This window comes from Stutzerimonas stutzeri (genome assembly GCF_024448695.1).
Taxonomy (GTDB): Bacteria; Pseudomonadota; Gammaproteobacteria; order Pseudomonadales; family Pseudomonadaceae; genus Stutzerimonas; species Stutzerimonas stutzeri_T.
The window spans coordinates 144,503-170,641 of the sequence record NZ_JAMOHY010000003.1; the positions used below are offsets into that span (position 1 = coordinate 144,503).

General features: G+C 62.0%; 19 protein-coding genes and 1 tRNA gene. 8 read left to right on the forward strand and 12 right to left on the reverse strand.

All coding sequences use genetic code 11. The features are described 5' to 3' along the window. Positions 1 to 6: 6 nt before the first annotated feature. From NAV32_RS04700 to NAV32_RS04740, 9 genes are all read right to left on the reverse strand, one after another. Positions 7 to 741 (reverse strand): hypothetical protein, encoded by a 735-nt coding sequence (locus NAV32_RS04700; RefSeq protein ID WP_256051638.1) that lies wholly within the window; start codon positions 739 to 741, stop codon positions 7 to 9. Between the two features lie 40 nt (positions 742 to 781). Further along, the gene (locus NAV32_RS04705; protein WP_256051730.1) at positions 782 to 2,227 is read right to left on the reverse strand and encodes a formylglycine-generating enzyme family protein; all 1,446 of its coding nucleotides are present in this window, start codon (positions 2,225 to 2,227) and stop codon (positions 782 to 784) included. Positions 2,228 to 2,312: 85 nt separating this feature from the next. Beyond that, positions 2,313 to 3,536 (reverse strand): FtsX-like permease family protein, encoded by a 1,224-nt coding sequence (locus tag NAV32_RS04710; RefSeq protein ID WP_256051639.1) that lies wholly within the window; start codon positions 3,534 to 3,536, stop codon positions 2,313 to 2,315. Continuing rightward, complete coding sequence (locus tag NAV32_RS04715) at positions 3,520 to 4,218, reverse strand: ABC transporter ATP-binding protein (RefSeq protein ID WP_256051640.1); 699 nt, start codon at positions 4,216 to 4,218, stop codon at positions 3,520 to 3,522. Before NAV32_RS04715 ends, NAV32_RS04710 begins: the two co-directional genes overlap by 17 nt. Positions 4,219 to 4,221: 3 nt before the next feature. Next, a complete protein-coding gene (locus tag NAV32_RS04720; protein ID WP_256051641.1) occupies positions 4,222 to 6,216 on the reverse strand; it encodes a vWA domain-containing protein in 1,995 nt (664 codons plus the stop codon). Next, positions 6,213 to 7,262 carry a hypothetical protein gene (locus tag NAV32_RS04725; RefSeq protein WP_256051642.1) on the reverse strand — a complete coding sequence of 350 codons (1,050 nt, stop codon included), beginning with the start codon at positions 7,260 to 7,262 and terminating at the stop codon, positions 6,213 to 6,215. The genes NAV32_RS04720 and NAV32_RS04725 overlap by 4 nt, the downstream gene beginning before the upstream one ends. 3 nt (positions 7,263 to 7,265) lie before the next feature. Further along, positions 7,266 to 9,965: a putative virulence factor gene (locus NAV32_RS04730; RefSeq protein WP_256051643.1), complete on the reverse strand. Its 2,700-nt coding sequence runs from the start codon at positions 9,963 to 9,965 to the stop codon at positions 7,266 to 7,268. Next, on the reverse strand, positions 9,962 to 13,024 hold the full coding sequence (locus tag NAV32_RS04735) for a virulence factor SrfB (protein ID WP_125940464.1): 3,063 nt from the start codon (positions 13,022 to 13,024) through the stop codon (positions 9,962 to 9,964). Before NAV32_RS04735 ends, NAV32_RS04730 begins: the two co-directional genes overlap by 4 nt. Before the next feature lie 16 nt (positions 13,025 to 13,040). Next, complete coding sequence (locus NAV32_RS04740) at positions 13,041 to 14,453, reverse strand: SrfA family protein (RefSeq protein WP_256051644.1); 1,413 nt, start codon at positions 14,451 to 14,453, stop codon at positions 13,041 to 13,043. A gap of 226 nt (positions 14,454 to 14,679) precedes the next feature. On the opposite strand from NAV32_RS04740, the gene NAV32_RS04745 reads away from it, so the two are divergent. Continuing rightward, positions 14,680 to 15,531: an NYN domain-containing protein gene (locus NAV32_RS04745; RefSeq protein ID WP_256051645.1), complete on the forward strand. Its 852-nt coding sequence runs from the start codon at positions 14,680 to 14,682 to the stop codon at positions 15,529 to 15,531. A gap of 77 nt (positions 15,532 to 15,608) precedes the next feature. Beyond that, entirely contained in the window at positions 15,609 to 16,496 is an 888-nt protein-coding gene (locus tag NAV32_RS04750) for a hypothetical protein (RefSeq protein WP_256051646.1), read from the forward strand. On the opposite strand, the gene NAV32_RS04755 is transcribed toward NAV32_RS04750, so the two are convergent. Beyond that, entirely contained in the window at positions 16,478 to 16,609 is a 132-nt protein-coding gene (locus NAV32_RS04755) for a hypothetical protein (RefSeq protein WP_256051647.1), read from the reverse strand. The genes NAV32_RS04750 and NAV32_RS04755 overlap by 19 nt on opposite strands. Positions 16,610 to 16,654: 45 nt before the next feature. On the opposite strand from NAV32_RS04755, the gene NAV32_RS04760 reads away from it, so the two are divergent. The 5 genes from NAV32_RS04760 to NAV32_RS04780 all read left to right on the forward strand — a co-directional run bounded on the left by NAV32_RS04760 (position 16,655) and on the right by NAV32_RS04780 (position 24,347). After that, positions 16,655 to 20,029, forward strand: a complete 3,375-nt coding sequence (locus tag NAV32_RS04760) for a DEAD/DEAH box helicase family protein (RefSeq protein ID WP_256051648.1) — start codon at positions 16,655 to 16,657, stop codon at positions 20,027 to 20,029. Further along, on the forward strand, positions 20,022 to 21,077 hold the full coding sequence (locus NAV32_RS04765) for a PDDEXK nuclease domain-containing protein (protein ID WP_256051649.1): 1,056 nt from the start codon (positions 20,022 to 20,024) through the stop codon (positions 21,075 to 21,077). Before NAV32_RS04760 ends, NAV32_RS04765 begins: the two co-directional genes overlap by 8 nt. 15 nt (positions 21,078 to 21,092) lie before the next feature. Continuing rightward, a complete protein-coding gene (locus tag NAV32_RS04770; protein ID WP_256051650.1) occupies positions 21,093 to 22,697 on the forward strand; it encodes a type I restriction-modification system subunit M in 1,605 nt (534 codons plus the stop codon). Then, positions 22,694 to 23,845 (forward strand): restriction endonuclease subunit S, encoded by a 1,152-nt coding sequence (locus tag NAV32_RS04775; RefSeq protein ID WP_256051651.1) that lies wholly within the window; start codon positions 22,694 to 22,696, stop codon positions 23,843 to 23,845. The genes NAV32_RS04770 and NAV32_RS04775 overlap by 4 nt, the downstream gene beginning before the upstream one ends. 109 nt (positions 23,846 to 23,954) lie before the next feature. After that, positions 23,955 to 24,347: a hypothetical protein gene (locus NAV32_RS04780; protein ID WP_256051652.1), complete on the forward strand. Its 393-nt coding sequence runs from the start codon at positions 23,955 to 23,957 to the stop codon at positions 24,345 to 24,347. 109 nt (positions 24,348 to 24,456) lie between these two features. On the opposite strand, the gene NAV32_RS04785 is transcribed toward NAV32_RS04780, so the two are convergent. Further along, a tRNA-Arg gene (locus tag NAV32_RS04785) sits at positions 24,457 to 24,533 on the reverse strand. Between the two features lie 213 nt (positions 24,534 to 24,746). On the opposite strand from NAV32_RS04785, the gene NAV32_RS04790 reads away from it, so the two are divergent. Then, positions 24,747 to 25,442, forward strand: coding sequence for a cytochrome b/b6 domain-containing protein (locus tag NAV32_RS04790; RefSeq protein ID WP_256051653.1), 696 nt, complete (start codon positions 24,747 to 24,749; stop codon positions 25,440 to 25,442). Positions 25,443 to 25,487: 45 nt separating this feature from the next. On the opposite strand, the gene NAV32_RS04795 is transcribed toward NAV32_RS04790, so the two are convergent. Continuing rightward, positions 25,488 to 25,940 carry a c-type cytochrome gene (locus tag NAV32_RS04795; RefSeq protein WP_256051731.1) on the reverse strand — a complete coding sequence of 151 codons (453 nt, stop codon included), beginning with the start codon at positions 25,938 to 25,940 and terminating at the stop codon, positions 25,488 to 25,490. Between the last annotated feature and the right edge of the window lie 199 nt (positions 25,941 to 26,139).

Here is a 26,139-nt window from a genome sequence, read left to right on the forward strand (position 1 = left end):
GTCGCCTCAGCCCAGGGTGATCGCGGAGCGCTGGCTATAGAGGCCATCGACTTCCTGCTGCAGGGCCGCGACCTTGAGGTTCATCTTGCCGATCTCCTCTTCGATCTTGACCACATCGGTGCCGGCACCGCTTTCGCGCTCAAGCTTGGCGGTCTTCTCGTATTCGCTGACCTTGTTGCGCATATTGGCCAGTTCCTTGCGCATCAGCGCCAGGTTCTGGTCGACACCAGCCAACTCCTGCTCGGCCTGGACCTTGTCCAGCTGCTTGTTCTTGATCGACTTCTGGATGGCGGCGATGCTCTGCTCGTCGTCACGGATGACGCGCTGCATGGTTTCGGTACGGGCGACGACATTTTCCGTGTCTTTCTGGATGTCAGCGCTCATCACCCCCAGGCGCTCGGCGGTGTTGGCGTACTGGCTGCGACGCTGGTCGTAGTAGTAGTTGGCGCCCATGGCTACGCCGCAGGCAGCGAGGCCGGCGACCACGGCGCAGGCGGCCTTGTTGCTGGAGTTGGACAGGGCGCAGGCCAGCACCCCGACGCTGGCGGCACCGGCGCAGGCAGTGAAGCCTGATTTGCTGAAGAACGCGGCGTCATTGCCCTGGGTCAGGCGCGGGTCGGCGGCCGGGACCGAGCTGTCGGTGAGCAGGCTCCCGGTGCTGGCGCAGCCGCTCAGCAGAATGCTGCCTGCCATGACAAAGCCGAGTACGGCCCTGGAAAACATACCTTGGCTCAGTTTCATGTTGTCGCTCCTTGTGTGTTTGGCGTTGTGCTTTTTCTAGTTATCGGGATACGGCCTTGCAGCTGGTGAGCCAGGCACTGGTGTCGATCTTCTGGGTCTGCAGGAAGGCCTTCTGGTTGGCCCAGTGGGTGCGCAGATAGGGCTTGAGTTCCTGCAGCTGCTTGTTGCGACCGATGAGCTCTTCCATCACCGGCAGCTGTTTCTGCAGCAGCGGCTGGCCGTAGAGGCTGGCCGACTCGACCAGGCTACTGGCGTAGTAGCGGCTGAGCTTGTGCAGCCGGTCCTGCTGTTCGTCGAGCTTGCCCTTGCGCATGGGGCAACTGGGGTCCTGCTCGCCGGCAGCGCAGTTGAGGTCGTAGTTTTTCTGCAGGAAATCCAGATACTGGCCGTCATCGAGCATCTTGGTACAGAGGAAGGCGCCCAGGTTGAGGCTGGCGCGAATGGCCTGATCGCGAGCCTCTTCCTGTTGCTGGTTGCTGGCGCGTAGCTGGTTCTCCAGGGACTTGAGCTGATCCTTGAGGGCCTGATCTTCGACGCCGGAGGCCAGCGCTTCGAGCGCCTGCACGGTGCCCTTGTCCTTGGTGGCATCTTCCGTTCCGCTGCCGAGTTTCTTCCAGCTGCTTTCGATGCTGGCGACCCGCTCGCGCGAGGTCAGGGTCGGCGACACCAGCGCCAGGCGCAGGCCGGTGGTCTTGTTCTTCACCTGGCCCTGGGCGTTGTAGTAGGGCTCTTCCTTGCGCAGGGCCGTACGCATTTCCCCTTGCGCCGTCAGGTAGTTGCCGCCGCGCACCACGTAGCCGCCGGCCTGGCCGTGCTGGCGGTCGAGCTTGTTCAGGCGGAAGGGCTCGAAGATCATCTCGTCAGCATTGCCGAGTATGTCGTGCAGGCCCAGCGGGTTGGGCTTGAGCAGGCCCGACAACTGCAACTGGCCGTTGGCTGATTGCGAGCCGGCGAACCATTCATGGCCGTTCAACCCTTCAACCATCGGATAGCGACCGTCGCGAAACTCGGCGGTGCCGACTTCCAGCCCGCCGCGCGCGGCGAATTCCCATTCGATCTCGGTCGGCAGGCGCACGAAGCCCAGCGCGCCGTCTTCCCTGGGCAGCTTGCCCGCTGCGTGCTGGCGCAGCCACAGGTTGTACTTGTCCGAAACCTGCAGCGCATCCAGCCAGCTGACCGCCACCACCGGCAGGCGCAGCTTGTTGGACGGCGTCGGGCAGCTCTCGTCGGTCAGGGCGCGGTACTGCAGCTGGGTCATTTCATATTTGGCCAGCAGGTAATAGCGCGACTTCTTGGAACCACTGGAGGTGAAACTGCCGGCGATAAAGGCCGGGCGGGTCTGCTCGACGTAGCCCCATTCGGCGCTGTCCTGGCCGATGCTGATGGGATAGTCGTCCAGCGGACCGGCCATGGGGATATGCACCTTGCGGAACACCATGGAGCCGTCGCAGGGCATGGGCAGTACCACGTCGCCGGCCTCGGGCATGGGGTTGAAGTGTTTCTCGTCCCAGGTGGCGAAGGCCTGGGTGCAGGCCAGCCCGAGGGGCAACAGCAGGAAACGGCACCAGTTTCTAGAGTTCACGCAGACTCTCCGCAGGTTCAATACTGATGGCGCGCAAGGCGCCGATTAGGGCAACCAGCGCCGCTACTAGCAGCGCCAGCAACAGGGCGATCAGCCCGTGCCAGAAAGTGATGTCACAGACGAAGGCGCCTGTGGCCTGGCTGCTGCCCAGCAGGCGGTTGAACAACTGGCTGCCGACGCCGTAGCACGCCAGACCGCCAAGATAGCCGGCGCCGCTGAGAAACAACGCCTGCAGCACCAGATAGCCAGCCACCGCAGCTCGCTGAAAACCCAGCAGGCGCAGCAGCGCCAGGCTGCGGCGCTTGCGGTCGATGTTGGCGAGGAAGGCGCCGATCAGCGAGGCGATACAGCCCACCAGTGAAGCGCCGGCGATCACGCCGAAGATCACTCCCAGCACATGGTTGATGGCCTTGACCGCATCGATCTCGGCCAGGCGGCTGCTGGTTTCGATGTGTTGCGCATTCAGCCAGCGCTCCAGCGGCGCAACGCTGTCGATATCCCGTGCATACAAGCGCGCGCGGGCATAACCGGGCGTCAGGCCCTCGGCGGAGTTACCGCTGTGTGCGCCCAGCGCGGGCACCTGATAGCCGTCGCGAAAGCGTTCCAGCCCCAGCAGCAGCTCAGGCGCGACGAAGGCGGCGGGGCGACCGAAACGCGCCGGGTCGAGTACCGCCAGCACCTGCAGGGGTTGCTCGCCGCGTTCGTTGACACCGTTCAGCCGGCGCGTCACCTGCAGTTGCAGCGAGTCACCGGCCTGGACGTTCAGGCGCTCGGCGGCGCGTGCACTGAGAATCACCTGGTTACCGCGTAGCGCGCTCAGTGGTGTGTCGAGTAGCGGGTCGCCGGCCTGGGTGGGGATGATCTCTGCGTTTTCGACGAAGCGTCGGTTGGGGCCGAGCAGGTCGGCCTGGGTATTCAGTGAGCGGGTCTGACCGATGGCGAAACCGGTTTCCGGGCGCTGTTGCAGTTGCGTGAGCCAGGCTGTGTCGTAGTTGCCGCTGCTCAGCAGGCGGATTTCCAGGTTGCGCGGATCGCGCAACAGGTCATCCTGCAGCTGGTTGACCACACCGTGCTTGAGGCCGAACAGCAGCAGCAGCGGGGCGATCACCGCTACCAGCGAGGCGGCCACACACAGCGACACCTTGCGGTCGTGCCACAGGTCGTTGAGTGCCAGCCTGCCGAGCAGGGCGAAGCGATCAAGCCACAGGGACAAAGGCTGTCTCCCCTTCACGGCTGACGGCGCCCAGTCGCGCCAGACCAAACTCGTCGATCAGCGCCCAGTCGTGGGACACCACCAGCGCGGTCAGCCCCAGCTCGCGCACCAGGCTCAGCAGCAGCTCGAACAGCCGCCGTGCATTGACCGGATCGAGCGCTGCGGTGGGTTCGTCGGCCAGCAGCAGTTGCGGCTCATGGGCGATGGCCCGCACGCAAGCCACACGCTGACGCTCACCGATGGACAGGGCCTGGGGATACTTGTCGAGCAAGGGTTGCAGGCGCAGCACATCCACAGCCTTTTCCACATGGCCGCTGCGCGACGGCAGGCCGAGCAGGCGGCGCGGCAGGCTGATGTTGTCGCGCACCTTGAGAAAGGGCAGCAGACCGCCGCTTTGCAGGACAAAACCCAACTGGCGCGAGCGTACTGCCGCCAGCGCCGACTGGTCGTCGGCCTGCAGCAATTGGCAGACATCCACACGCTCGCGACCCAGCCGGTAGTGCGTCAGCGCCTGCGGGGCGAGCAACAGGCCGATGGCTTCGAGCAGGGTGCTCTTGCCACAGCCGCTCTCACCGGTGATGGCGCGAATCTCGCCATGCCCCAGCTGCAACGCCGGCAGGCAGACGCGATGCGCCTGCGCACCGCTGCCCCGTGCGACCCGTAGTCCCTGAATATCGAGCATGGCTCAGGGCATCATTTCCAGCGGCACCGGATACACGTTGTCGCGTGCATCACTGTCCTTGGCCAGCGCCACCCAGCGGTCCACATCGGCGTTGTAACGCTGGTAGTGGCGCAGCTTGGTGCTCAGGGTGCGGATGAATTTCTCCTGGGCCAGGCCGTCCCAGCTCTTCCAGGTTTCCTCGTCCAGATTGAGTACTTCGCTCTGGTAGGGCAGGTCTTCCAGGTATTCGCCGAGCATGCCCAGCTCCGCCAGGCGGGTGTTGTCGCCCTGCTTCAACTGGTTGGGATCGGCGCCCATGGTGGCGGCCACCGAACGCAGGCGCTCGAACATTTCGCTGGGCGAGATCAGGCCCTGGTTGGCGGCGTCGAGGATCTGCTTGAGCACGTCACTGAGGTCGCTGAGCTGGGATTTGGTCAGCAGCACGCGCACATCGGTGGTCGGCAGGTTCTGTTTGATCAGGTCGCGATCACTGATCCAGGCCTGGAACACGGGGGGGGCCTGGGTGCCGATCTTCTGCCCAAGATAGGCCAGCTGCATGGCGTGGCCGATCAGGGCGGCGTCGTCGAGCATTTTCTGCTCTTCGCTGCTGGCAGCTGCCGGTTCCGCCTTGGCATTGAGTGCGCTGCCAATGGCCTCGTCGCCCCTATAGGCGGCCTTGACCTGGCTGGTGATAGCGTTGGCCAAGGCATCGACCTTGCGCCCGTAGGCGTCCAGATCACCGGCATTGACCGGGTAATACAGCGAAGTGTTGGTGCCCGGATAGGTCGAGAGCGCCTGATACTGAGCCTCGGCCTTGCCGTGGTTCTTCAGGCCGGCGGCGGTCTTCAGGTGCAGGGTATAGATCGCCACGCCGGGGTTGCTGGCCTCGATCCGCACCTGTTCGGCGCTGAGACCGGTTCCGGACAGCTTGTTGTCGCCTTCGATGGCGCCGGCATCGCTGATCAGCACCACGTAGCGGGCGCCGAACTGGCTCCAGTCCACCTGATCAATGGCGTGCATGACGCCGGAGTAGGCGTCTTCGTCGAAGCTGCTGCTCGACACTTTGGCCTGCCTGAGGTCGGCCACCTTGCTCAGAAAGTCGGCGCCGTCCGTGACCTTGTTGGGGTCGGCGTACATCTTGCTGACGTACTCCAGCCCCGGTACGGCCTGGGTGCTGGAGCGGAAAGCGACCAGGCCGAACTTGACCTGCTGGCCGAGGTTTTCCACGGCGATCTGCGCGTAAACTTTCTTGATCGCCTCGCGGGTGCGCTCGATATAGGGGTCCATGGAAATGGTCGAATCGATGACGAACACCACGGCCGCGCTGAATTCCTTGAGCTGGCTGGTGATGGCCGGCTGACTTGCGCTGCCGGCTGCGTTCGCGGCGCCCGTCGCGTTGCTGCCGGTGGCGGATGGCGTCTCGGCCTTGCTCACCGAGGCGACGTTGAGCAGGCGCATGCGGAAACCTTCTTCGCTCATCACCTCCTCACCGCTGAGCACCGGCAGCAGGTAGAACTCCTTCTGCAGATCGACGAAGAATTCCGGCTCCTGCGCCAGCACGCCGGGGGCCGGCTGGCCCTGTTTGAGTTTGGCCCGCAGTGGCGCGACATGACTGACCGGGTCCGGCGCATCGAGGATGCCTTCCAGCGTCGGGCGCTCCTTGAAGAACAGCAGGCGGTCACGGTTGGCCGGGTTGGTGAAGGCCAGGGTCAGCTGCATCTTCCAGTCCACGGTGCAGGCTGCGGGCAGCCAGCCGATGGTTTTGCCATAGCTGTCCGGGCCGACGCGCAGCCACTCGGCGTTACCGGCCTGGGCGCGCTCGTAGACGTAGAAACGGCTGAATGCCGGCTGTGTCTGGCCGCTGCCACCGGCGCTGGCGCTCAGTTGGCAGTTGGGCGTGGTCAGTACGCGTTGGAACAGGGTCTGCTTGCCTTCCTGCAGCAGGGGTTTGTCCGCTGCCTGCAAGGTGGCGCTGGCGCAGAACGCCAGCAGTGCCGCACAGCTGATACGCAGGCTCACGGTTGCAGCTCCTCGAAGCGTTGGCGGGCCTGGGCGTCGTCCGGCGCCGAGGCGAGGATGGTTTCGTACCAGTAGGCTGCGGTGGCGGCATCCGCCTCGGCGAAGCAAGTGCTGGGCTGGTGGAACTCGGGGTCGTACTCACGCGCATAGGCGTGGGCGATCTGCACGTCACCGGCCTGGGCGCGGTTGGCATACAGGCGCTGGGCAATGCCGCAATGCCCGGCCTGCTTGGCGGTGGCGATGATTTCCAGCAGCGCGGCGCTGTCCGGCGCCTCGCGGATGCAGTTCTGCACGAAGCTCAGCTCGCTCTGGCTGGCCATGCTTTCCAGCGTGCAGGGGCCGGCGGCGACCGGCTCGCTGGCTGCAGCGGGTTCGGTTACCGCGGGCGGTGCCTCGGCCGGCGTTTCAACCGCTGGCTTCTTCAACCAGAGCCAGAGTCCCAGCGCGATTGCCAAGAGAACCAGCACGCCGAGGATCAGTGGCAGCAGGTTGCTTTTCTTCTGCGCCGAAGGTTTCGTGACTGCCGGTTCTGCAACCACCGGCTCGGGCTCAGGCGTGGCACTGAGCGGCTCTGCAGCCGGCTGCGGCTCAGGCAGCTCCAGCGACGGCATGTCCGGGATTTCCAGCGGCGCTTCGGGCACGCTCATGTTGCCGCCGTCATAGAGCGCGCGGGTTTCGCCACCGGCAATCGACGACAGCAGGCCCTGGGCCGGGCGCACCACGCCCTGATCCACGAGGCCGCCATCGAGTTCACGCAGTTCGATGCGGAAGTTCGAGCTGCCGCTGCCTTCCAGCAGGGGATCGACCACATCGGGGCCGATCAGGGTTTCCAGCACATCCTCGTCGGCGCCCTGATTGAAGCACGGCACCTGGAACCAGAACGGATTGTTGCTCCAGGTCCGGTCGCCTTGCAGGTAGAACTGGTCCTGATTGCGCTGAATGGAAAACTCCAGCTTCTCGCTGGCGCCGCGCCATTTCTTCACCGCCAGTCGGGCCTGGCCGGGGATGTTTGGCTCAAGGGTCAGCAGGTCAACACGTATGGGCATGTCTTATCTCGCTTGGAACGACTGCAGCACACGGCCCAGCCATTCATTCTGTTCAATCGTGATTTCGCGTCCGGCGCTGTGCCCGGCGTTGTCCTGAGTAATGCAGGCCAGCCCGGACAGCCAGTCGCCAAGGAACAGCCTGGACTGGTCGATCGGCTGCACAGGCAGTTCGGGCAACTGGCCCGGCTGCGGGTGGCGATAGAAGGCGAACAGGTGATCCTTGCTGCCGATCAGGCTCTTGGGTCGGGCGTCCACGGGCTTGTGCAGGTTGCCGAACCAGGACACGTAGTCGCGCAATACCAGCTGCACGGTCAGCACCTGACGCTGCACCAGCTGATCACGGCGCGTGCCGCTCTGGGTGCGCAGCAACAGCGCACGGCTGATCTGCTCGGGCACGTCGAGGCGATAGGCCGCAGTGATGAGCTCATCGACCACGGCCTCGACCACCTTGCGATCCAGGCCCAGCAGGGTCAGCAGATTCTGGCGGTTGGCAATTTCACGCAGATGGCTGATCCAGGCCTTGAACACGGCCCGGGCGAAGCGATGCTCGCTGCTTTGTTGCTGTGGCGCTGCCACCTTGGCTGCCGGTGTTTCAGCGCTGCCGAACACCTCGCCGAAGTCGAAGCCGCCATCGTTGCCGTACAGGCTCTGTGGTGCGGCCTGGGCAGCTTCTTCGGTGCTTTCGGTGGCGTTCTCTTCAACCTCGTAGGCGCCGCTCAGATAGAGGTCGCGCACGCTGTCGCCGGGTAATTGCAAGTGGTCGATCAGCTCGCCCAGCACCGGCAGCCGGCGGCCCAGGTCCTGCAGGATCATCTGTGCCTGGGCACGCTTGAGCGCCAGCGCGCCTTCGCCGTCCTTGTGATACCAGCCGTCGAGGCTGTGCAACAGATCGTCCTTGCAGCGCTCCAGCTGTTCCTCGATGCGGTTGAGCTTGAAGTCGAGGTGGGCGACCCGGCCGAGATACTGGCTGATGCGCTGGATACCGCCGTCGTTCAGCGCCATCATCGCCGCCCAGGCCTCGTCCGGCTGGGCAATGTGCTCGCACACCGCCGGCGCATCGACGAAGGTCCGCCCCAGCAGCTGCAATTGCGCCTGATAGCGCGAAACCATGCCCAGTTCGTCGTAGGTGTGTTCGGCCATCTCGACGAAAGTGGCCATCGGCAGACGCGGCTTGCGCACCAGGTAGGTGTTGCTGAACGGCTGGCCGGCCCAGTTCTGGATCCATTCGTATTGGCCGAAGCGCTCCAGCATGGTCTTCTTCAGCAGGCCTTCCCAGCCTTCGCGGACCATGTTTTCGTCCTGCTCAAGCATGGTGCCGATCTGCATGTCGAACATGGTCAGCGCCCAGATCAGGCCGGGTGTGCGCTTGCCGCGCTCCTGGACGGTGGCGCCCTGGGTCTTTTCGATCCAGCGGGTCAGTACCGGGCCGACGTCCTTAACGTCGATCTGCTTGGACGAGCTGGTGCAGACCACCAGGCTGTTCATCTCCTGGCTGTCGGTGTAGCGCTCGAACAGGTAGGCGACCTTGCCGCGCAGCAGCAGCTGGGACACGGGGTTGCCGCCCTGGGCACTGGCCTGGCTGCCGGCTTCGCTGACCGAGCGGATGCCCAGGCGTCCGCGATAACCGGGGAAGTCCAGCAGATCAACCTGTTCCACCTGCGGGTCACACGTCGGATTGACCAGCGGGAAGATCATTTCGGCGGTCAGCGCGGCCAGTTGCACCACCGGAACGCCCACGACCGGCAGCAGGTTATCGCCTGGCGCCGGGCAGACCTCGACCGGCAGATCGCGACTGCTGCCCAGACGTTCAAGCATGTCCACGTTCATGATGCTGTCGCGCTGGGAGTAACCGTCGCCGTCACGGCTGACCAGTACACTCAGCGGTGCGAACACCCGCGGTGCATGGCCCAGGCGTTGCAGCGTGGAGGCCAGCTGGATATAGAGGTTGGTCAGCTCCGGCTGCTCGCCCCAGAGAATCGAGAACAGCTCGGCGCGCTGGGTACAGCTCAGGCGCGGCGCCAGCTCCATTGCCCGCGGCCAGTAGAGGTGCTCCAGCTTGCGGATCGACTTCTCGAAGTTGTCGCGCAGGTAATCCCACAGCGACACCACGTCATCGGCGCTGACGCCGGCCTGCGGGGCATTCGTGGCACCGTTTTCAAAGGGCTTGAGGATGCGGGCGATGCGCGGCTCGTCGAGTTCGTAGTCGACCAGTTCCTGGTTGAAGTCGTTGAACCAGGCGTTGGCCAGAATCTTGGCCAACTCGATCTCGCTGAACAGCTTGAGCTCTACCGGATGGCTGGCCGGTCCTGATTTCGCGGTACGGCTGAAGCGAGTGACCAGACCGGTGGCCTCCTTGCCGCCACCCGGTGGGTTCACGTGCTTGATGAAGTCCAGACGGGTGTCGCCGTAGAGGGTTTCCAGCTTGCCCTGCTGGTTCGCCGCGAGCGCCGAGATCAGGTAGGACTTGCCGGCCTGGGACAGGCCGAAGAAGCCGATGGTCATGGGTGTGCCGGCTACCCGGCCAAGGCTGCGCGCCAGGTTGCGTGCACGGTGCAGCTTGAGGTTGAAGCTGTCGGCCTCGCTGTCCAGGCGGGGTGCGTTGCCACGCACTTCGCGAATCCACTCCAGGGCCTGGCCGGCGCCTTCGTGAATGGCCGCCCAGGAGGTGCTCAGTTGGATCTGTTTGGGAGTCAGGTTGCTCATTTGCGCTTCACACTTCCGCTGTCCAGCCAATACTTGGTGTCGCTCAGTCCCGCGTCGAGCATGGTATTCAGCTCGAGCTCCAGATCACTGCGCACGTTGAACGCGACCCTGTTGCTGCTGGACTCGACGCTGGCGATGGCCAGCCGGTCGCTGATCAGGCCCTGCTTGCGGGTGCGTTGGTCGCGGGTGTCGATCTTGAAGCGAATCTTCAGCAGCGGCGCTTCACCGTCTTCTCCGGCGCGGGAGAACTTTTCACGTCCGGCCTTGGTGAAGCGCAGGCTGTATAGCGGCGACGCCGCCCAGCGCTCGGCGGTCAGCTGGCGGAAGCCCAGCCGCAGGTCGCCGCGCATGACCAGTTGCGGGGTGTCGGCGTCATCGCCATCACCGATCAGCGGCAGGCTGATCATGCCGTCCTGCGAGGCGATGTCTCGGTAGAGCACGTCGGCGTCCTTGATGAAGTTGTTCAGGTCGATCACGCCGATGTGCTTGATGGTCGAGTAGGGCTTGAGTGCCGCCGAACGGAAATAGAAGTTCGGCACGCTGTGGTTGGCGCACAGCAGGCAGAGCATGGCGCCGACCGAGGCGGTGCTTTTCGGGTCGTCAATCAGGCCGCTCTTGTGGAAGGGATACCAGCCGCCGGTGCGGTAGTTCTGCAACGGCAGGATGCGCCCCGGCGGCAGCGGCAGCATCTTGCGGATGAAGGCCTGCACGCCCGGTAGCCGTGAGGGGCGTCCGGTCAGCAGCAGCATGTCGCAGGGGTATTGGAAGATCACTTCGCACAGGGCGCTGAGCGTCTTGGTCAGGTTGATCCTGTCGTTGAGGAAGGCGGCGTGCAATTGCTGCAGGTCGAAGCTGATCGGTACCTGCAGCAGATCGAACGTCGTCTGGCCACCCACTTCGCGGCGTACCGCGCTGCAGACGTATTCCCACACACTGTCGTTTACCGATTGCTCGCCGAGCAGTTCGGCGTAGCTCTGGCTGATGACTTCCTGCGGGTGCTCCGGGTCGTACTGTTCGTAGGCCTTGAGCAGCGCCAGCCCCAGCGGGGTGAAGACCTGCAGGTTGAGTTGCTGGCGCAGAATGCCGTCCTGCACGCTGACCGATTCGTCGCCGCACAGGCGCGACATGAGCGCGTTCGGGCTGGACACTCCGGCGACCCGCAAAGCCTTCTCGAAGCTGGGCAGGATGAAGTCCTGGATCACGTCCAGCAGGATGTCGTCGCCAGCGACCTTGAAGCCGTCACGGAAGCGTTGTTCCGGCACGATATGCACGTTGCTGCCGCTGCCGCCATTACCGGCGCGGTCCAGGCGGTAGTCGGTGATCACCAGGTCGGTGGTGCCGCCGCCGATGTCGATGGTTGCCAGGGTGATGCGCTCACGGTCGGCCTTGTCGGGCCGCGCCAGGGTGGCGAAGAACTCTTCCGGGTGACCGGCAAAGTTCTCGTTGACCTCGGTATAGAGATAGACCAGCTGCCCGCAGGAGGCTTCGTCCCATTCCACGCGAATGCTCGGGATCGGCGTGCGCGCGCTGCTGACGTCCTCCTCGTGCGGGTCTTCCTCGCCGGCATGCCAGCCGAGGCTTTTCCAGACCAGGCCGATGGCCTGCAGCATGCGTTCGTTGAGGATGCTGCGCTCGGCCTGAGGCATGCCCGGCGGCACGGTGAGGATGATGCTGTTGAGCTGGCGCGGTGTGCGCGTGTGGCCCTGGCGCGAGCGCTGGGCCGGGCTGTTGATCTGCGACAGGGCTTGCGCCAGCACTTCGGCCAGCATGAAGGTCATCAGCGAGCTGCGCGAGTAGCGCGGCATGAACACCGGCAGACGGTCGTCCTCGTCGAGGCTGTACAGTGCCTCGCCGGTTTCGTTGATCAGGTGCGAAAAGGGTGCGGCGGTGGCGTAGGGCTCGCTGTCACCTTTTGTATAGGAGCAGTTGAAGCGCCAGCCGTGGCCGTAGGCGTTCTCGTCCCACAGGTAGCGCTTGGGGCTGGACAGGCCGGTCGAGCCTTCGGTGCCGCGTCGGCGGCTGGCCAGGCGTCCGGCCTCGCTGCCGACGCGGGCGATGGTGGGCCACTGGAAGGCATCGTGGCGACCGCTCTTGACCGAGAACTGATCCTTGCCGAAGTTGGCCTGGGCGAATTCAACGCGGCTCTCGAACGGTTGGTTGTAGGTGTGCTCGGGGGTGATCAGATCGCGCAGCTCCAGCACATAGTTGTGCTTGAGTCCGGAGCCGGCCTGGCCGTGGTTCTCGATCAGGATGCCGCAGGTGCGCGAGTTGCCGACGTCCAGCACCAAGTCCACGGGGATCGGCTTGACCTGTCCGTTGACCTCGTTGGCGACGACCTTGAGTTCGGGAATGTCCACCTTGGCGCGGGCATTGGTCTGCTGCGCGGGCACGGGTTGCGCCATCAGGCTGAGCAGGTTGAGGTAGTGCGCCAGGTGATGGTTTTCGCGCACCTCGATATCGACTTCATCGCGCGGACGATGCGCATTGCCTTCGCGGAACACTTCCAGCAGCCATTCTCTGACCCAGCCCTGATCGAGGAACCAGCGGGTATCGCGGATATTGCAGGCCAGGCGGAAGGCGACGCCGGAGCTAACGTCTTCCTGGTTGGGTGCAAGGTATGCGGTGCCGTCCTGGCGGGGCATGACGCGGCTGTCGAAGGCCAGCGTCAGGCGATGGCTGTTGCCGTCGATGTCCGGAGCGGGAAGCTTGACCAGGCGCATGCGCGCCCAATTGCTCGGGCCTTCGTCGTAGCGATGGGGCGGCATGAAGCGGAAGAAGGGGATCGGCAGCCAGAGGCCATCGAGCAGGTCCAGGCTGCTTTTCATGTCGAGGCTGAACACGGGCTTGGTCTTCTCGATCTTCTCCGGCTCTGGCTCGTAGAAGTAGAAGTCCTTTTCCTCGTTGTACAGCAGGCGCGTTAGCAGGCCGCTGGTCAGCGGCGCGAATTCGCCGGGCGGCTCCTTGCGCAGGTCCAGCGACAGCGCGAAATCCATGAACTGGATGCCGGTGTCGCTGATCAGGGTGACGGTGTCTTCGAATTGGGTGACTTCAGGCAACATTGGGATTCATCCAGTCTTATTCGCCAGCGCGACGCATGGACATCGGGAAGCGTTCGTTTCCGTAGCTGCCGGTGCAGTCCGCGATGCTCTGTGCGCCCTTGGCGCAGGTGACCTGTGGCATGTCGTAGTTACTGCCATCGGCGCAGGCGGCTTGGCCGTGGCTGTCGATGGCCAGGCTGCCGTTGTTCATGGCGGCAGTGACCGGGCCGGAACAGTCCACGCCATCCGGGCGGCGCACCGTGACCTCGCCCTTGCCGTCATCGAACCGGTATTGCAGGCGCAGCGGCTTGCCCGTGCGGCGATCCTGGATGCCGGCGCCGGCACGCCAATCGCCATTGAGGAAGTCTGCCGGGCCGTTGCCGGCCTGCTCGGGAATGCTCAGTGGTTCTTGCGGGTCCTGGGGCAGCTGCGGTGGTTGTGGCTGCTCCGATGGCTGCGACGGCTCGGCCTGTGGTTCATCAGCGGGCTGCGCGGGTTCTGCTTCGGGTTCAGCTTCCAGCGCAGGCGGGGCGGGTGGCTCGTCAGCAGGCGCCTCGCTCGACTCCGGCTCGTTACCCGGCCCAGCGGATTCAGGTGCTGATGAGCCCCCGTTGCCCTCTGGCAATCCGGGGGCGCTGGCGGACCCGCCAACGCCGGCGCCGCCATTCAGGCCCAGCCCGCCACCCGGCAATGAGCCGCTCGGCAGTTCCGGCGTGGAAATGGCCGGCAGATTCAGCTGGGGCAGGTTCGGTAAGCTGGTGGTGGGCATACAACCGCGCAGCAGGCTGAGCAACAGCAGCGTCAGCAATAGAAGGAGCAGCGGCCACAGCCACCACCAGCGCCGCCACCAGGGGCGGGTGACGACCGGTACTGGCTCGACGGCGACCGCCGCCAACGGAGCGGCCACAGTCGCAGCCGCAGCGGGCGTCGGTATCAGCGGTGCGCTGGGCTCCGGTTCGCTGCGTGGATACAGGCAATGCAGCGGCTCCAGACTGCGGTCAGCGTCGGCATGCTGAAAGCCCCAGAAGGTCAGCACCGGCTTGCCATTCACCAGATAGACGAAGCTTTCATCGGGGAAGTAGATGACCCGCTTGAGCAGCTTGCCGAACACCGCCTTGTCGCCCTGCTGGTCAGCCGGATCGCTGCCGAGGAAGCGGGTGCTGAGATCATCCAGCGCGGTCTTCAGCTTTTCCAGCTGTTGCCGGGCTGGCGCGCGCTCTTCTTCGGTGGCCGAGGTCCAGGGAATCACATCGCCGGGAATGTCGCTGTACCAGTCGATCTGATTGCCCAGCTCATCGCTCTGCGGTATCGCCAGATGCTCGACGAGATTCGCATCCTTGCGTCGAATGGCTTCGTGCAATTGCAAAGCGGCCCGATACACCGGCTGCCCGGTCTCTCCCAACGCGGTAAAAGTCTCGCTTTTACCACTGCGTAGCAATGCACCGCGCATCCCTGCTCCAAACGTAATCGATACGGTGATTAAACGGAGGCTTGCGCTCCGTCACAATTTGCAACGGACAGTATGGCAAATGGCCTTTCAGGTCAATTTGCCATTAGTGCTTTTGAAAGCAGTGATACGCCTCTATAACGGTGCCTGCAGGGCCACATGTACAGCCCTCTGGTCAGCACCTGCCTGCCGGCGTTATGGTCGTGAAATCTTCTTCCAGGGATGACCCATGGCCAACAAGTCCAGCGCCCCGCAAAAACAGAAATTCCTTGCCGTCCTGATCGATGCCGACAATGCTCCGGCGGCCATTGTCGAGCCGCTGTTCGAGGAGATCGCCAAGTACGGTGTCGCCAGCGTCCGGCGCATCTATGGCGACTGGACCAAGCCCAACCTGGGTAGCTGGAAGAAGGTGCTGCTGGATCACTCAATCCAGCCGATCCAGCAATTCGCCTACACCTCGGGCAAGAACTCCACCGACAGCGCGCTGATCATCGACGCCATGGACCTGCTCTACACCCGGCGTTTCGACGGCTTCTGCCTGGTTTCCAGCGACAGCGACTTCACCCGCCTGGCCGCGCGCATCCGCGAGGAAGGCCTGACCGTCTATGGCTTTGGCGAGCAGAAGACGCCTTCGCCATTCGTATCGGCGTGCGACAAGTTCATCTATACCGAGATCCTCCGTGCCGCCGCCCTTAAACAGTCGCCGGAAGCGCCGTCTCCGGAGAAGCTTGCCGCCGCCGCTGCCCAGGTTGAAGAAACCGTCAGTCGCGTGCCCAAGACCCTCGACAAAGGCGCAGCGATCAAGTGCCAGCAAGTGCCGGTGGATTTCATCGCCCGGGTACTCGACGACCTCTCCGAAGAAGAGGACTGGATCCAGCTCGGCACCCTCGGGCAGAACATCAGTAAACTGCGCCCGGCCTTCGACCCCAGGCTCTACGGCTGCAGAAAACTCAGCGACCTGATCGCCGCCGAGCCCAAGCGGTTCGACCTGGAGTCACGCGGCAGCAGCGCCACCGGCGGCCTGGACCTCTACGTCCGGCTGCGCAAACCGGACAAGCAGAGCAAGGCTGGCAAGCGTTGAAGCGTTTCAGATAACCAGGTGGCGCTGGGGCCCGAGCCGGTCGCTGGCGAGTAATCAATCATGGAGAGATACCCCGCATGAGCTTATGGGATGACCTGAAGCAAAAGGCCGTACAGGCGAACCCGGAAATGGTTGAGAAAGCCTCCCAGGCCCTGAATCGCGCAAAGGAACTGGCTGCCGAAGCCAGCTTGAAAGCGGCGCCGGTCATCAAGGAGGCGACGGAGAAAACCTCGGCCTTCGCCAGGGAAAAGAGTCCCATCGTAAAGGCCCAGGCCATCAAGGCCTTCGAGGATGCCAAGGCGCACCGCGCGCAATTGCAGGAGAAGGCCAAGCGTGACAAGGCCGCGCGCGAAGAACTGATTCGTACGATGTACGACATCACCCTGTCGCCGAATGACGAGAACTTCCTTGATGAAGGGTTCCGCCACTTCGACCACGAACTGCGCTTTTTCGCCTTGACCGGCCAGGTTCTGGATACGCAAAAGCGCGCCAACACCCACCTCTCGGCTTCTCATTCCCACAGCGCCAGCAATGGCGGGTATGTCTATGGTGGTTATGGCTCCATGGGCGGCAGCGCACACTCCTCGATGCACATCAGCAGCTACACCACCACCGAGCACGAGTTCTGGATCAGGCTGGGCGATGGCAGCGAGGCTTGCTTCGGGTTTGCCGACAGCAGCATCCAGATGCGCACGGGGCAGTGGTTGACGCTGGTATTCGTTCATCCGTCGCAGACCACCAACGGTCTGCTGTGCGCCATCTACAACCACGCGTCGAAGGCCTATCAGGTGGTCATGTCACCGGCTGCGATCAACAGCCGCTTTGGTCTTCACACCGAGCAGCCCGGATTCTTCAACAAGAAAGAAGTCATGGCGACCCAGCTGCGCCTCATGAATGAACTCGATCGAAGACTGGCGCTGATTGGTCAGCACGTTGCGATCCATGGTCAGGTGCCGGAGCAGTAGAAAATTTTGTTGTAGGCAACAACAAAATCCGTGCTGCCAGCCTGCTGGGCCTTAAAAGCCAGCAGACGCTGAGCAACTGCAGGGACAGATACGGCATTGAATAAAATTGGCATGGTCCTCGCTCTCGCTACAGGACCGACATGGACAGAAGCACCTTTATGAAATCAGTCAACTTCGAGTTTCTTCGCCCCGGCAACGAATTGCTGGCGAATCTCGCCGGCTTGGCCGAGGCGGTGCTGCACATCGATCCGGGTAGCGCGTTGACACGCCTGCGCAGCTTCGCCGAAGAGCTGACCAAAGCCGTCTACAAGGAAGAGCTGCTGCCACGCCTGCCACAGTCGAGCTTCTATGAGCTGGTGAAAAATCCGGTGTTTGTCGATTGCGTCAGCAAGCCCCTGGTTCACCAGATCAACTTCCTGCGTATTCAAGGCAACGACACCGCCCATGGTGCCGAAGGCGAGCTGCGTAATGCGCAACTGGCGCTGAAGACCGCCTATCAATTGGCCATGTACATGGCCATCAAGTACTACGGCACAGCGCAGGCTGCTATCCCCGAGTTTGCCGAGGTGCAGGACCCGACTGCTGCGTTGGCCGGCTTGCAGAAGACCGTCTCCAGCTACGAAAAGGAACTCGACCAGCAGCAGGAAGAGCTGCAGCGCGTCATGGACAGGCTGGAGCAGGAGCGCACCCGCCACCTCGACAAGCTCGAACCGCCGGCCAAGCCCGACCAGCAAAAGCGCCAGCAGCAGAGCCAGAAAGTTGCCAACAGCCTGCAATGGAATGAAGCCAAGACCCGTGCACTGCTGATCGACGCCATGCTGTTGCAGGCCGGCTGGGATGTCAGCAATCCGGCGCAGGTCGGCCAGGAAGTAGAAGTCGACTTCCCCGGCAACGTCTCCGGCAAGGGCCGTGCGGACTACGTGCTATGGGGTGACAACGGCCAGCCCCTGGCCGTGATCGAAGCCAAGAAATCCGGCAATGTCAGCTTGCAGGCCGGGCGCGAACAGGCCCGCATGTACGCCGATGGCTTCGAGCGCATGGGCATGCAGCGCCCGGTGATCTTCTACAGCAACGGCTACGAAACCTTTATCTGGGACGACAGGCAGTACAACACCTACCGCCCGGTTTATGGCCTCTACAGCAAGGACAGTCTTGAGTACCTGAACTACCAGCGCCAATACCGCATCCCCGAACTGGAAAGGCACAACCCCGAGCTGAGCATTGCCGACCGCCCCTACCAGATCGAAGCCATCAAGACCGTTGCCGCGCACTTCCAGCAGCAGCGGCGCAAGGCTCTGATCATCCAGGCCACGGGCACCGGCAAGACCCGCGTCGCCATCGCCCTGGCCGAGCTGTTGCTGCGTACCAGCTGGGCCAAGCGTGTACTGTTTCTCTGCGATCGCAAGGAACTGCGCGTGCAGGCCGATGAGGCCTTCAGGCATAACCTGTCCAGCGAGCCACGCTGCGTGATTGGTGAAACCAACAAGGTGGATCAGACAGCGCGCATCTATATCGCTACCTACCCAGGCATGATGAATCGCTTCGCCCAGCTGGATATCGGCTTCTTCGACCTGATCATCGCTGACGAAAGCCACCGCAGCATCTACAACAAGTACCGTGACCTGTTCGACTACTTCGACGCGCTGCAGGTCGGCCTCACCGCCACCCCGGTGAAGTTCATCAGCCGCAACACCTTCGATATTTTCGACTGCGAAACCACCGACCCCACCTTCGAATTCGGTCTGGATGCCGCCATCAACAACGAGCCGCCGTATCTGGTGCCGTTTCGCGTGCGTGACCTCACCACCGACTTCCTGCGCGACGGCATCCACTACAACGACCTGAGCGACGAGCAGCAACGCCAGCTAGAAGAAGACCTCGGCGAGGAAGAAGCCAGGCGCACCACCATCGCCGGCAAGGACATCGGGCGCAAGATCTTCAGCGAGGACACCGACCGCATCATCCTGGAAAACCTGATCGACAACGGCATCAAGGATGAGACCGGCTCACTGGTCGGCAAGACCATCGTCTTCGCCCAGCGCCAGGATCACGCCGAACACCTGGAAAAGCTCTTCTGCAAGCTCTACCCGCAGTACGGCACCAAGGTCTGCAAGGTCATCCACAACGCCATTCCGCACGTGGACACCCTGATCAAGGAGTTCAAGAAGCCGGATAACGACTTCCGCATCGCCATCTCGGTCGACATGCTCGACACCGGCATCGACGTACCCGAAGTGGTCAACCTGGTGTTCGCCAAGCCGGTCAAATCCTGGGTTAAGTTCTGGCAGATGATCGGTCGTGGCACCCGCCTGCGCCCCAACCTGTTCGGCCCCGGCAAGGACAAGACCGAGTTCCTCATCTTCGACCACTACGGCAACTTCGATTTCTTCGAGCAGGAGTATCAGGAGCCGGAAGATACCGGCGGCAAGTCGCTGTTGCAGACCACCTTCGAAGCACGCCTGGAGCTGGCGCAGGCGGCACTCAAGCAGAACCATGTGGCTGCTTTTGACGCTGCGATTGAGCTGCTGCGGGCGGATATCAATGACCTGCCGGACACCAGCGTAGCGGTCAGGCGTGAGCTGCGGCTGGTTCACCAGCTACAGCAGGGCAATCAGCTACAAGGGCTTGATGCTAAAACCCAGCACCTGCTCAGCGATACCATCGCGCCTCTGATGTCCGCCCGAGTGCTGCGCGACAAACACGCCACCGCGCTGGACAAGTTGATCGCGGGCATCCAGCGCTGTCTGGTCGATCAGGCCAGTTGCTTCGACGATGGCAAGATCGTCCTCTTGGCTGAACTGGACAAACTCGCCGTGAACATCCAGGCCGTGCGCCAGAAGGATGTGTTGATTGCCGAAGTACGCAGCGCCGAATTCTGGCAGCAGCCGAGCATCGACAAACTGGAAAGCGCCCGCAAGGAACTGCGCGGCATCATGAAGTATCGCCAAACCGCAGGCGGTGGGATTTATGCCATGCCCAGCACCAAGGCTGGAGATGGTGGCGTGCAGGTAGGCGAGCGCGAAGTGAAGATCGTTGGCGCCAACGAGGCAATGATCTACCGCCGCCGCCTCAAGGACATTCTCGACAGCATGCTCGCCGCCAACCCGACCCTGCAGAAAATCCACAAGGGCGAGCTCATTGCCGAGGCCGAGTTGCAAACCCTCACCTCGACCATCCTCACCAGCCACCCCGGTGTCAGCCTGGAGGTGCTCAACGAGTTCTATGGTCGCACTGCGGATCAGTTGCATCTCACCGTGCGCGAGCTTATCGGCCTCGATGCACAAGCCATCGAGGCGCACTTCAAGAGCTTCCTGCATGCTCACCCCAGCCTGACCGCCCAGCAGGTGCGCTTTATGAACCTGCTGAAAAACCACATCGCCCAGCACGGCAGCATCAAAGTGGAAAAGCTCTACGAACCGCCGTTCGACAGCGTCTCTCACGAAGGCATCGACGGCGTATTCAGCCCCGATGATGTAGGCGATCTGATCGCGGTGCTTAAACCTTTCCTGAAGCAGGAGGCGCAACGTGGCTAGCCAGAGTCTCACGGACGACAGCCTCTACAGCGCCATCGCGGAGGTCATTCAGCAGGCTCGCCAACAGGTAAGGCAGGCGATCAACCAGCAGATGGTGCAGGCCTACTGGCAGGTGGGCCGATTGATCGTTGAGCAGGAGCAGCAGGGGCAGGAGCGGGCCGAGTACGGCAAGCAGCAACTCAAACAGCTGTCCGAGCGCCTGCAACGCGAGTTTGGCAAAGGTTTTGATGTCACCAACCTGCGCAATATGCGCCGCTTTTACCTGGCTTTTCCAATTCGAGAGACACTGTCTCTCGAATTGAGCTGGTCGCACTACAACCTGCTGGCACGTATCGACAAACCCCGTGCGCGTGACTGGTACATGCGCGAGGCCGCGCAACAAGGCTGGGGCGTGCGCGCACTGGAACGCCAGATCGGTGTGCTCTACTACGAACGCCTGCTGGCCAGCAAGGACAAACCGACGGTAGAACAGGAAGCCCAACAGAAAATCGGGGAGCTGCTCGAAGACGCCAAGCACTACCTGCGTGACCCCTACATCCTCGACTTCCTCAATCTCCAGAACAAAACCTGGCAGGAAAGTGACCTGGAGCAGGCCATCATCAGCAACCTGCAACAATTCCTGCTGGAGCTGGGCAAGGGCTTTGCCTTTGTCGAGCGTCAGCAGCGCATCCGCACCGATGATGGTGACTACTTCATCGATCTGGTCTTCTACAACTTCCACCTCAAATGCTTTCTGCTTATCGACCTGAAGATGCACAAGCTCACCCACCAGGATGTGGGGCAGATGGACATGTATGTGCGCATGTACGAGGAGCACAAGCGCCGTGCCGATGACAACCCAACGATTGGCCTGATCCTCTGCAGCGAGCGCAATAACACCGTCGCCAAATACTCCGTACTCAGCGAAAGCAAACAGCTGTTCGCCTCCAAATACCTCACCGCGCTGCCCAGCGAAGAAGAACTCCAGCGCGAGCTGGAACGCGAGCGGGAAAAACTGCTGCGTATCCAGGAAGCTGCCGCTCAATACCAAGCAAACACCAGGAAATAGGACACAGAACCCCCCATGCTCACCGGCAAACTCCGCAACGATATCGACAAACTCTGGGAAAAGTTCTGGACCGGCGGCATCACCAACCCGCTGACCGTGATCGAGCAGATCAGCTACCTGATGTTCGCCCGCATGCTCGACATGCAGGAAGACGTGGCCGAGCGCAAGGCCAACCGCACCGGCAAAACCTTCGATCGCCTGTTCCCCGACACCCCGGAAGGCCAACTGCTGCGCTGGAAGAACTTCCATCATATGGGCGGAAAGCAGCTACACCAGCACCTCAAGCACAACGTCTATCCCTACTTCGCCAAGTTGGGTAAAAAGTCCGATGTGGTCGATGGCCTGGGCGAGGAGGGCAGTGCGCTGGAAGGGCTGGGGCATATCGGCGAATACATGCAGGACGCCGATCTGGAGATCAAGAACGAGTCGGTGCTGACCTCCGCCGTGGAGATGGTCAACGACCTGCCGCTGACCCAGAGCGATGTAAAGGGCGATATCTACGAATACCTGCTGAGCAAGCTCACCACTGCCGGCATCAACGGCCAGTTCCGCACGCCGCGCCATATCATCGACGCGATGATCGAGCTGATCGCACCGCAACCAACCGACGTGATCTGCGACCCTGCCTGCGGCACCGCGGGCTTTCTCGCCCGCACCATGGAATACCTCAACCGCCAGCACTCCAGCGAGGCGGGTATCTTCACCGATGAAGAGGGCAACCGGCACTTTACCGGCGACCTGCTCGAACCCTACCGCCAACACATCAACAGCCAGATGTTCTGGGGCTTCGACTTCGACACCACCATGCTCCGCGTCTCCAGCATGAACATGATGCTGCACGGGGTAAACGGCGCGAACATCCTGTATCAGGACTGCCTGAGCAAATCCATCAAGGAGCACTACCCGCGCCAGGAACAGAACTTCTTCGACGTGGTGCTGGCCAACCCGCCGTTCAAGGGCAGCCTGGACGAAAGCAACACCAACCCCGACGTGCTCGGCCTGGTGAAAACCAAGAAGACCGAACTGCTGTTCGTCGCCCATATCCTCCGTTCGCTCAAACTCGGTGGCCGCGCTGCGGTGATCGTGCCGGACGGTGTTGTGTTTGGCGCCAGCAAGGCGCACCAGCAACTGCGCCAGGAGCTGCTCGACAACAACCAGTTGGAAGGCATCGTCAGCCTGCCCAGCGGCGTGTTCAAACCCTACGCCGGCGTCAGCACCGCCATCCTGATGTTCACCAAGGGCGGCAGCACCGAGCGTGTGTGGTTCTACGACCTGCAAGCCGATGGCTACTCCCTGGACGACAAACGCACCCCGCTCAAGGGTGAAGCAGGCAACGACCTGCCCGATGCCATTGCCCAGTGGCACAAATACCGGCAGATGGTTGAGAGCAATGTCAGCGCCAGCACCATCAACACCCTGTTTGGCGACAAGCGCAAAAAGGCCTTTGTCGTGCAGGCCCAAGATATCACCGCTAACAAGTACGACCTCTCCATCAACCGCTACAAGGAGGTGGAGTACCAGCAAGAGCAGTACGAAGACCCGAAGGTGATTCTGCAACGGCTCAAGGGGCTGGAGAACGAAATTCTGGCGGATCTGGATGAGCTGGAGGGGATGCTGTGAGTTGGCCGATGGTTAAGCTTTCAACGGTTTGTACCTTAATAAACGGCAGGGCATACGCTAAAGATGAGCTATTGTCTGAGGGTAAGTATGAAGTTCTAAGGGTCGGGAATTTTTTCTCCAACAGGGATTGGTATTATTCGGACTTGGAACTTCCTGAGGATAAGTATTGTGATCATGGCGATCTGCTGTACGCATGGTCCGCATCGTTTGGTCCGCGAATCTGGGGCGGCAAAAAAGTTATTTACCACTATCACATATGGAAGATTGTGATAGATGAGGGGGTTGTTGATAAAAAGTACCTTTTTTATGCGCTGCAAAACGATGTGGAGAGTATCAAGAGAGAGCAAGGTACCGGATCTACGATGATTCACGTTACCAAGTCTGCGATGGAGGACAGGTTGATTCCCCTTCCACCCCTGCCCGAACAAAAGCGCATCGCCGCCATCCTCGTCAAAGCCGACGCCATCCGCCGCAAACGCCAGCAAGCCATCCAGCTCGCCGACGACTTCCTCCGTGCCGTGTTTCTGGACATGTTCGGCGACCCGGTGACCAATCCGAAGGGGTGGAAGGTCGTTGAGCTTTCTACGCTTGTTGATCCAGATGACAAATTGAACTACGGCGTTGTTCAGCCGGGTGATGATGAAGAAGACGGTGTTCCATTGGTAAGGTCTGGAGACCTTTCTGATGTTACTCCTAACGTCAACCAGCTCAGGCGAGTCTCGGCGAGCATTGATTCGAAGCATAGAAAATCAAAGCTTAAAGGAAATGAAATTCTAATCGCGTGCGTAGGCACTATTGGTCGTGTCGGCTGGGTCAGCGATGCAATGATTGGATGGAATATTGCGCGGGCAGTTACGCGTATACCTATTCGTGAAGGCGTAAACCGCGAGTATGTTTATCGCTACCTCCAGAATCCGGTGGTTCAAGGTTATTTCGTGCGGGAAACTCGCGCCGTAGCGCAGCCTACATTGAATGTTGGGTTGATTGCGAAGACCCCAGTGGCTTTGCCACCCCATGACCTGCAAATAGCTTTTCTTGAGCGCTATAGAACTATTCAGGCGTATAAAGAGCGCCTTCTTGTGGCGCTTGGGGCGCAAGATGAGTTAGCCGGCTGTTTGAGCCAAAGAGCCTTCGCTGGTCAGCTATAGATAAGAAAATCCCCCATGCGCCTCAAGTCCGTCAAACTCACCCATTTCCGCGGCTACTCGATCGCAATCTTTCGCTATTAATCTTCATTCATTCTCAGAAGGACCTCATATGAAAGCCCGCTTGACTCTGCTGCTCCCTCTCACTTTGTTGGTGGCTGGCTGCTCGACTGGCGCCTGGTTCAAATTGCCAGACGACACCCGGCTGGTGGTCAACGAGAGACCCGCCAGCTTCGATGAGGGGCTCGTGCGCAGCCGTCCGTTTTCGTGGGGTGCGACCGGCGGTATTCCTTATCGCCTGGTGGATCAGCAGTCAGAGACGGTCAACAGCGGTAAACTGCGCAGCCGCTTTCGAGTCGCCTCGATCTTCTGGCCGCCGGTGGGCATCGCTTATTGGCCGATGGGTTATGGACAGCGTTGCTATGACCTTACCGGCAGCGAGCCGCGCACATGCACCTACGAGGATTTCCGCCAGTTGCAGATGAACGAGCGTATGCGCCGCTGATTTCATCTGCTAAAGCGAGGACGGAGCAAGCCCAGCCCTTGCGCACCATTGATAAACGACATTTCAAAAACAAAAGGCCTCTGGATTTCTCCAGAGGCCTTTTTTTGTATGGCGCACCAGGCGGGATTCGAACCCACGACCCCTGCCTTCGGAGGGCAGTACTCTATCCAGCTGAGCTACTGGTGCGTTGCGGGGCGCAATCATACGCATGTCCACCGGGGGCGTCCATGCTGGCGAGGGGGTTTGGATTTGCTCCACAGGAAGCTGCAATAGCGCTGGCGAGGAGCCTGTAAAGGCTCTGGAATGGGCTTGTGGCGGCTGCCAAGCGCGGGTCCGGCTGTTAACCTTGGTCGCCAGGAAGGCCTTTGGCCGAAGTCGGGACGTTATCGGGGGTAAGGGATGTCGAGCCATATCAAGCTCTGGGACGCGCCGCTGCGCATTTTCCACTGGACCTTTGCCGTTGCGGTGGTTGCGGCCATCACTACCGGCTGGCTGGGCGGTGGTCTGATGATCTGGCACGGTCGGCTGGGGCTGCTGGTGCTGGGTTTGCTGGTGTTCCGTCTGCTATGGGGTTTTGTCGGCTCCACCTATGCGCGCTGGTCGCGCATTCTGGGTGCGGCGTTCGGGGTGAAAAGCTATCTGCAGGGCAACTGGCAGGAGGCGGGACATAACCCGCTGGGCGCGCTGTCGGTGCTCGCCATGCTGGGGCTGGTGGGTTTTCAGGTGATCAGTGGTTTGATGGCAACCGATGATATCGCCTTCAAGGGGCCGCTTTATGCACTGGTCTCCAGTGATACCGGCAGCTGGCTGACGGGTTTGCATCGACAGGCGAAGTGGCTGCTGGTGGGCTTTATCGGCCTGCATCTGGCGGCGATTGCCTGGTATACGCTGGTCCGGCGCAAGCCGCTGGTTGGCGCGATGATCAAGGGGCGCGCAAGGCGTGAGTATCCGGCTCAGCGGGATGCGCGAGGCGGTTCGCTGTTGGCGGCGGTGCTGATTGTGCTGCTGGCGGTCGGGACGGTTTGGGGGGTGCAATCAGCCGCCGGTTGGGTGGCGCCGCCGCCCGCGGCTGCGGCGCCCACGCTGGACTGGTAGCCGAAGCCGGGCGGCGCAGGCCGGCCGGCATGCATGGTCGGCTGATTACTCGGCGCGGAAGTTGTCGTGGCAGGACTTGCAGGAGCCGCCAACATCACCGAAGGCTTTTTTGATCGCGGCCTGGTCGCCTTCGGCGGCGACGCTGGCGAGCTGGTTGGCGGCCAGGGTGAAGTCGCGACCGATCTGGCCGGCCTTTTCCAGGTTCTGGAAGAAGTCGGGCTTCAGGCGGGTGTCACTGCCCAGCTGATCGGTGGTGGTTTCCGGGCTGTACAGCGCGCCCATGCCGGAGTTGGCGATGGCGGCGATGGCGTTGGCGGCGGCAGCGACCTTGGCCTGATCAAAAGGCTCCTTGCCGTCGATGACCTGTGCCTTGATCTTGCCCATGTTCCAGGCCATGAACTGGTAGCCGGCCTTGCGGGCTTCGACCATGTCCTCGGGTTTCATTTGCGCGTGCGCGGCAGTGCTTGCCAGCAGGGCGGTCGCCATGGCGCCCATCAACAGTGCTTTCACGGTAATTCCTCAACAATCCATTAAACAGAGACGGCAGGCTCTATCCTGCCGCGCGAAACTATACCCTGCCCGGTACTCACCGATGGTGACGCGTAACAAGGCTTAACAGAATGCCCATCAGGACGATCTATGCCCCGACAATGTCTGGCGGCATGAGCTTGCCCGGCTGCCAATGGCGGCAATAGGA

Coding starts and splice junctions, on each gene's coding strand:
- NAV32_RS04700 (WP_256051638.1), bottom strand. CDS start 741: ATGAAACTGAGCCAAGGTATGTTTTCCAGGGCCGTACTCGGCTTTGTC.
- NAV32_RS04705 (WP_256051730.1), bottom strand. CDS start 2,227: ATGCCCGAGGCCGGCGACGTGGTACTGCCCATGCCCTGCGACGGCTCC.
- NAV32_RS04715 (WP_256051640.1), bottom strand. CDS start 4,218: ATGCTCGATATTCAGGGACTACGGGTCGCACGGGGCAGCGGTGCGCAG.
- NAV32_RS04725 (WP_256051642.1), bottom strand. CDS start 7,262: ATGCCCATACGTGTTGACCTGCTGACCCTTGAGCCAAACATCCCCGGC.
- NAV32_RS04730 (WP_256051643.1), bottom strand. CDS start 9,965: ATGAGCAACCTGACTCCCAAACAGATCCAACTGAGCACCTCCTGGGCG.
- NAV32_RS04735 (WP_125940464.1), bottom strand. CDS start 13,024: ATGTTGCCTGAAGTCACCCAATTCGAAGACACCGTCACCCTGATCAGC.
- NAV32_RS04740 (WP_256051644.1), bottom strand. CDS start 14,453: ATGCGCGGTGCATTGCTACGCAGTGGTAAAAGCGAGACTTTTACCGCG.
- NAV32_RS04745 (WP_256051645.1), top strand. CDS start 14,680: ATGGCCAACAAGTCCAGCGCCCCGCAAAAACAGAAATTCCTTGCCGTC.
- NAV32_RS04750 (WP_256051646.1), top strand. CDS start 15,609: ATGAGCTTATGGGATGACCTGAAGCAAAAGGCCGTACAGGCGAACCCG.
- NAV32_RS04755 (WP_256051647.1), bottom strand. CDS start 16,609: ATGCCAATTTTATTCAATGCCGTATCTGTCCCTGCAGTTGCTCAGCGT.
- NAV32_RS04760 (WP_256051648.1), top strand. CDS start 16,655: ATGAAATCAGTCAACTTCGAGTTTCTTCGCCCCGGCAACGAATTGCTG.
- NAV32_RS04770 (WP_256051650.1), top strand. CDS start 21,093: ATGCTCACCGGCAAACTCCGCAACGATATCGACAAACTCTGGGAAAAG.
- NAV32_RS04780 (WP_256051652.1), top strand. CDS start 23,955: ATGAAAGCCCGCTTGACTCTGCTGCTCCCTCTCACTTTGTTGGTGGCT.
- NAV32_RS04790 (WP_256051653.1), top strand. CDS start 24,747: ATGTCGAGCCATATCAAGCTCTGGGACGCGCCGCTGCGCATTTTCCAC.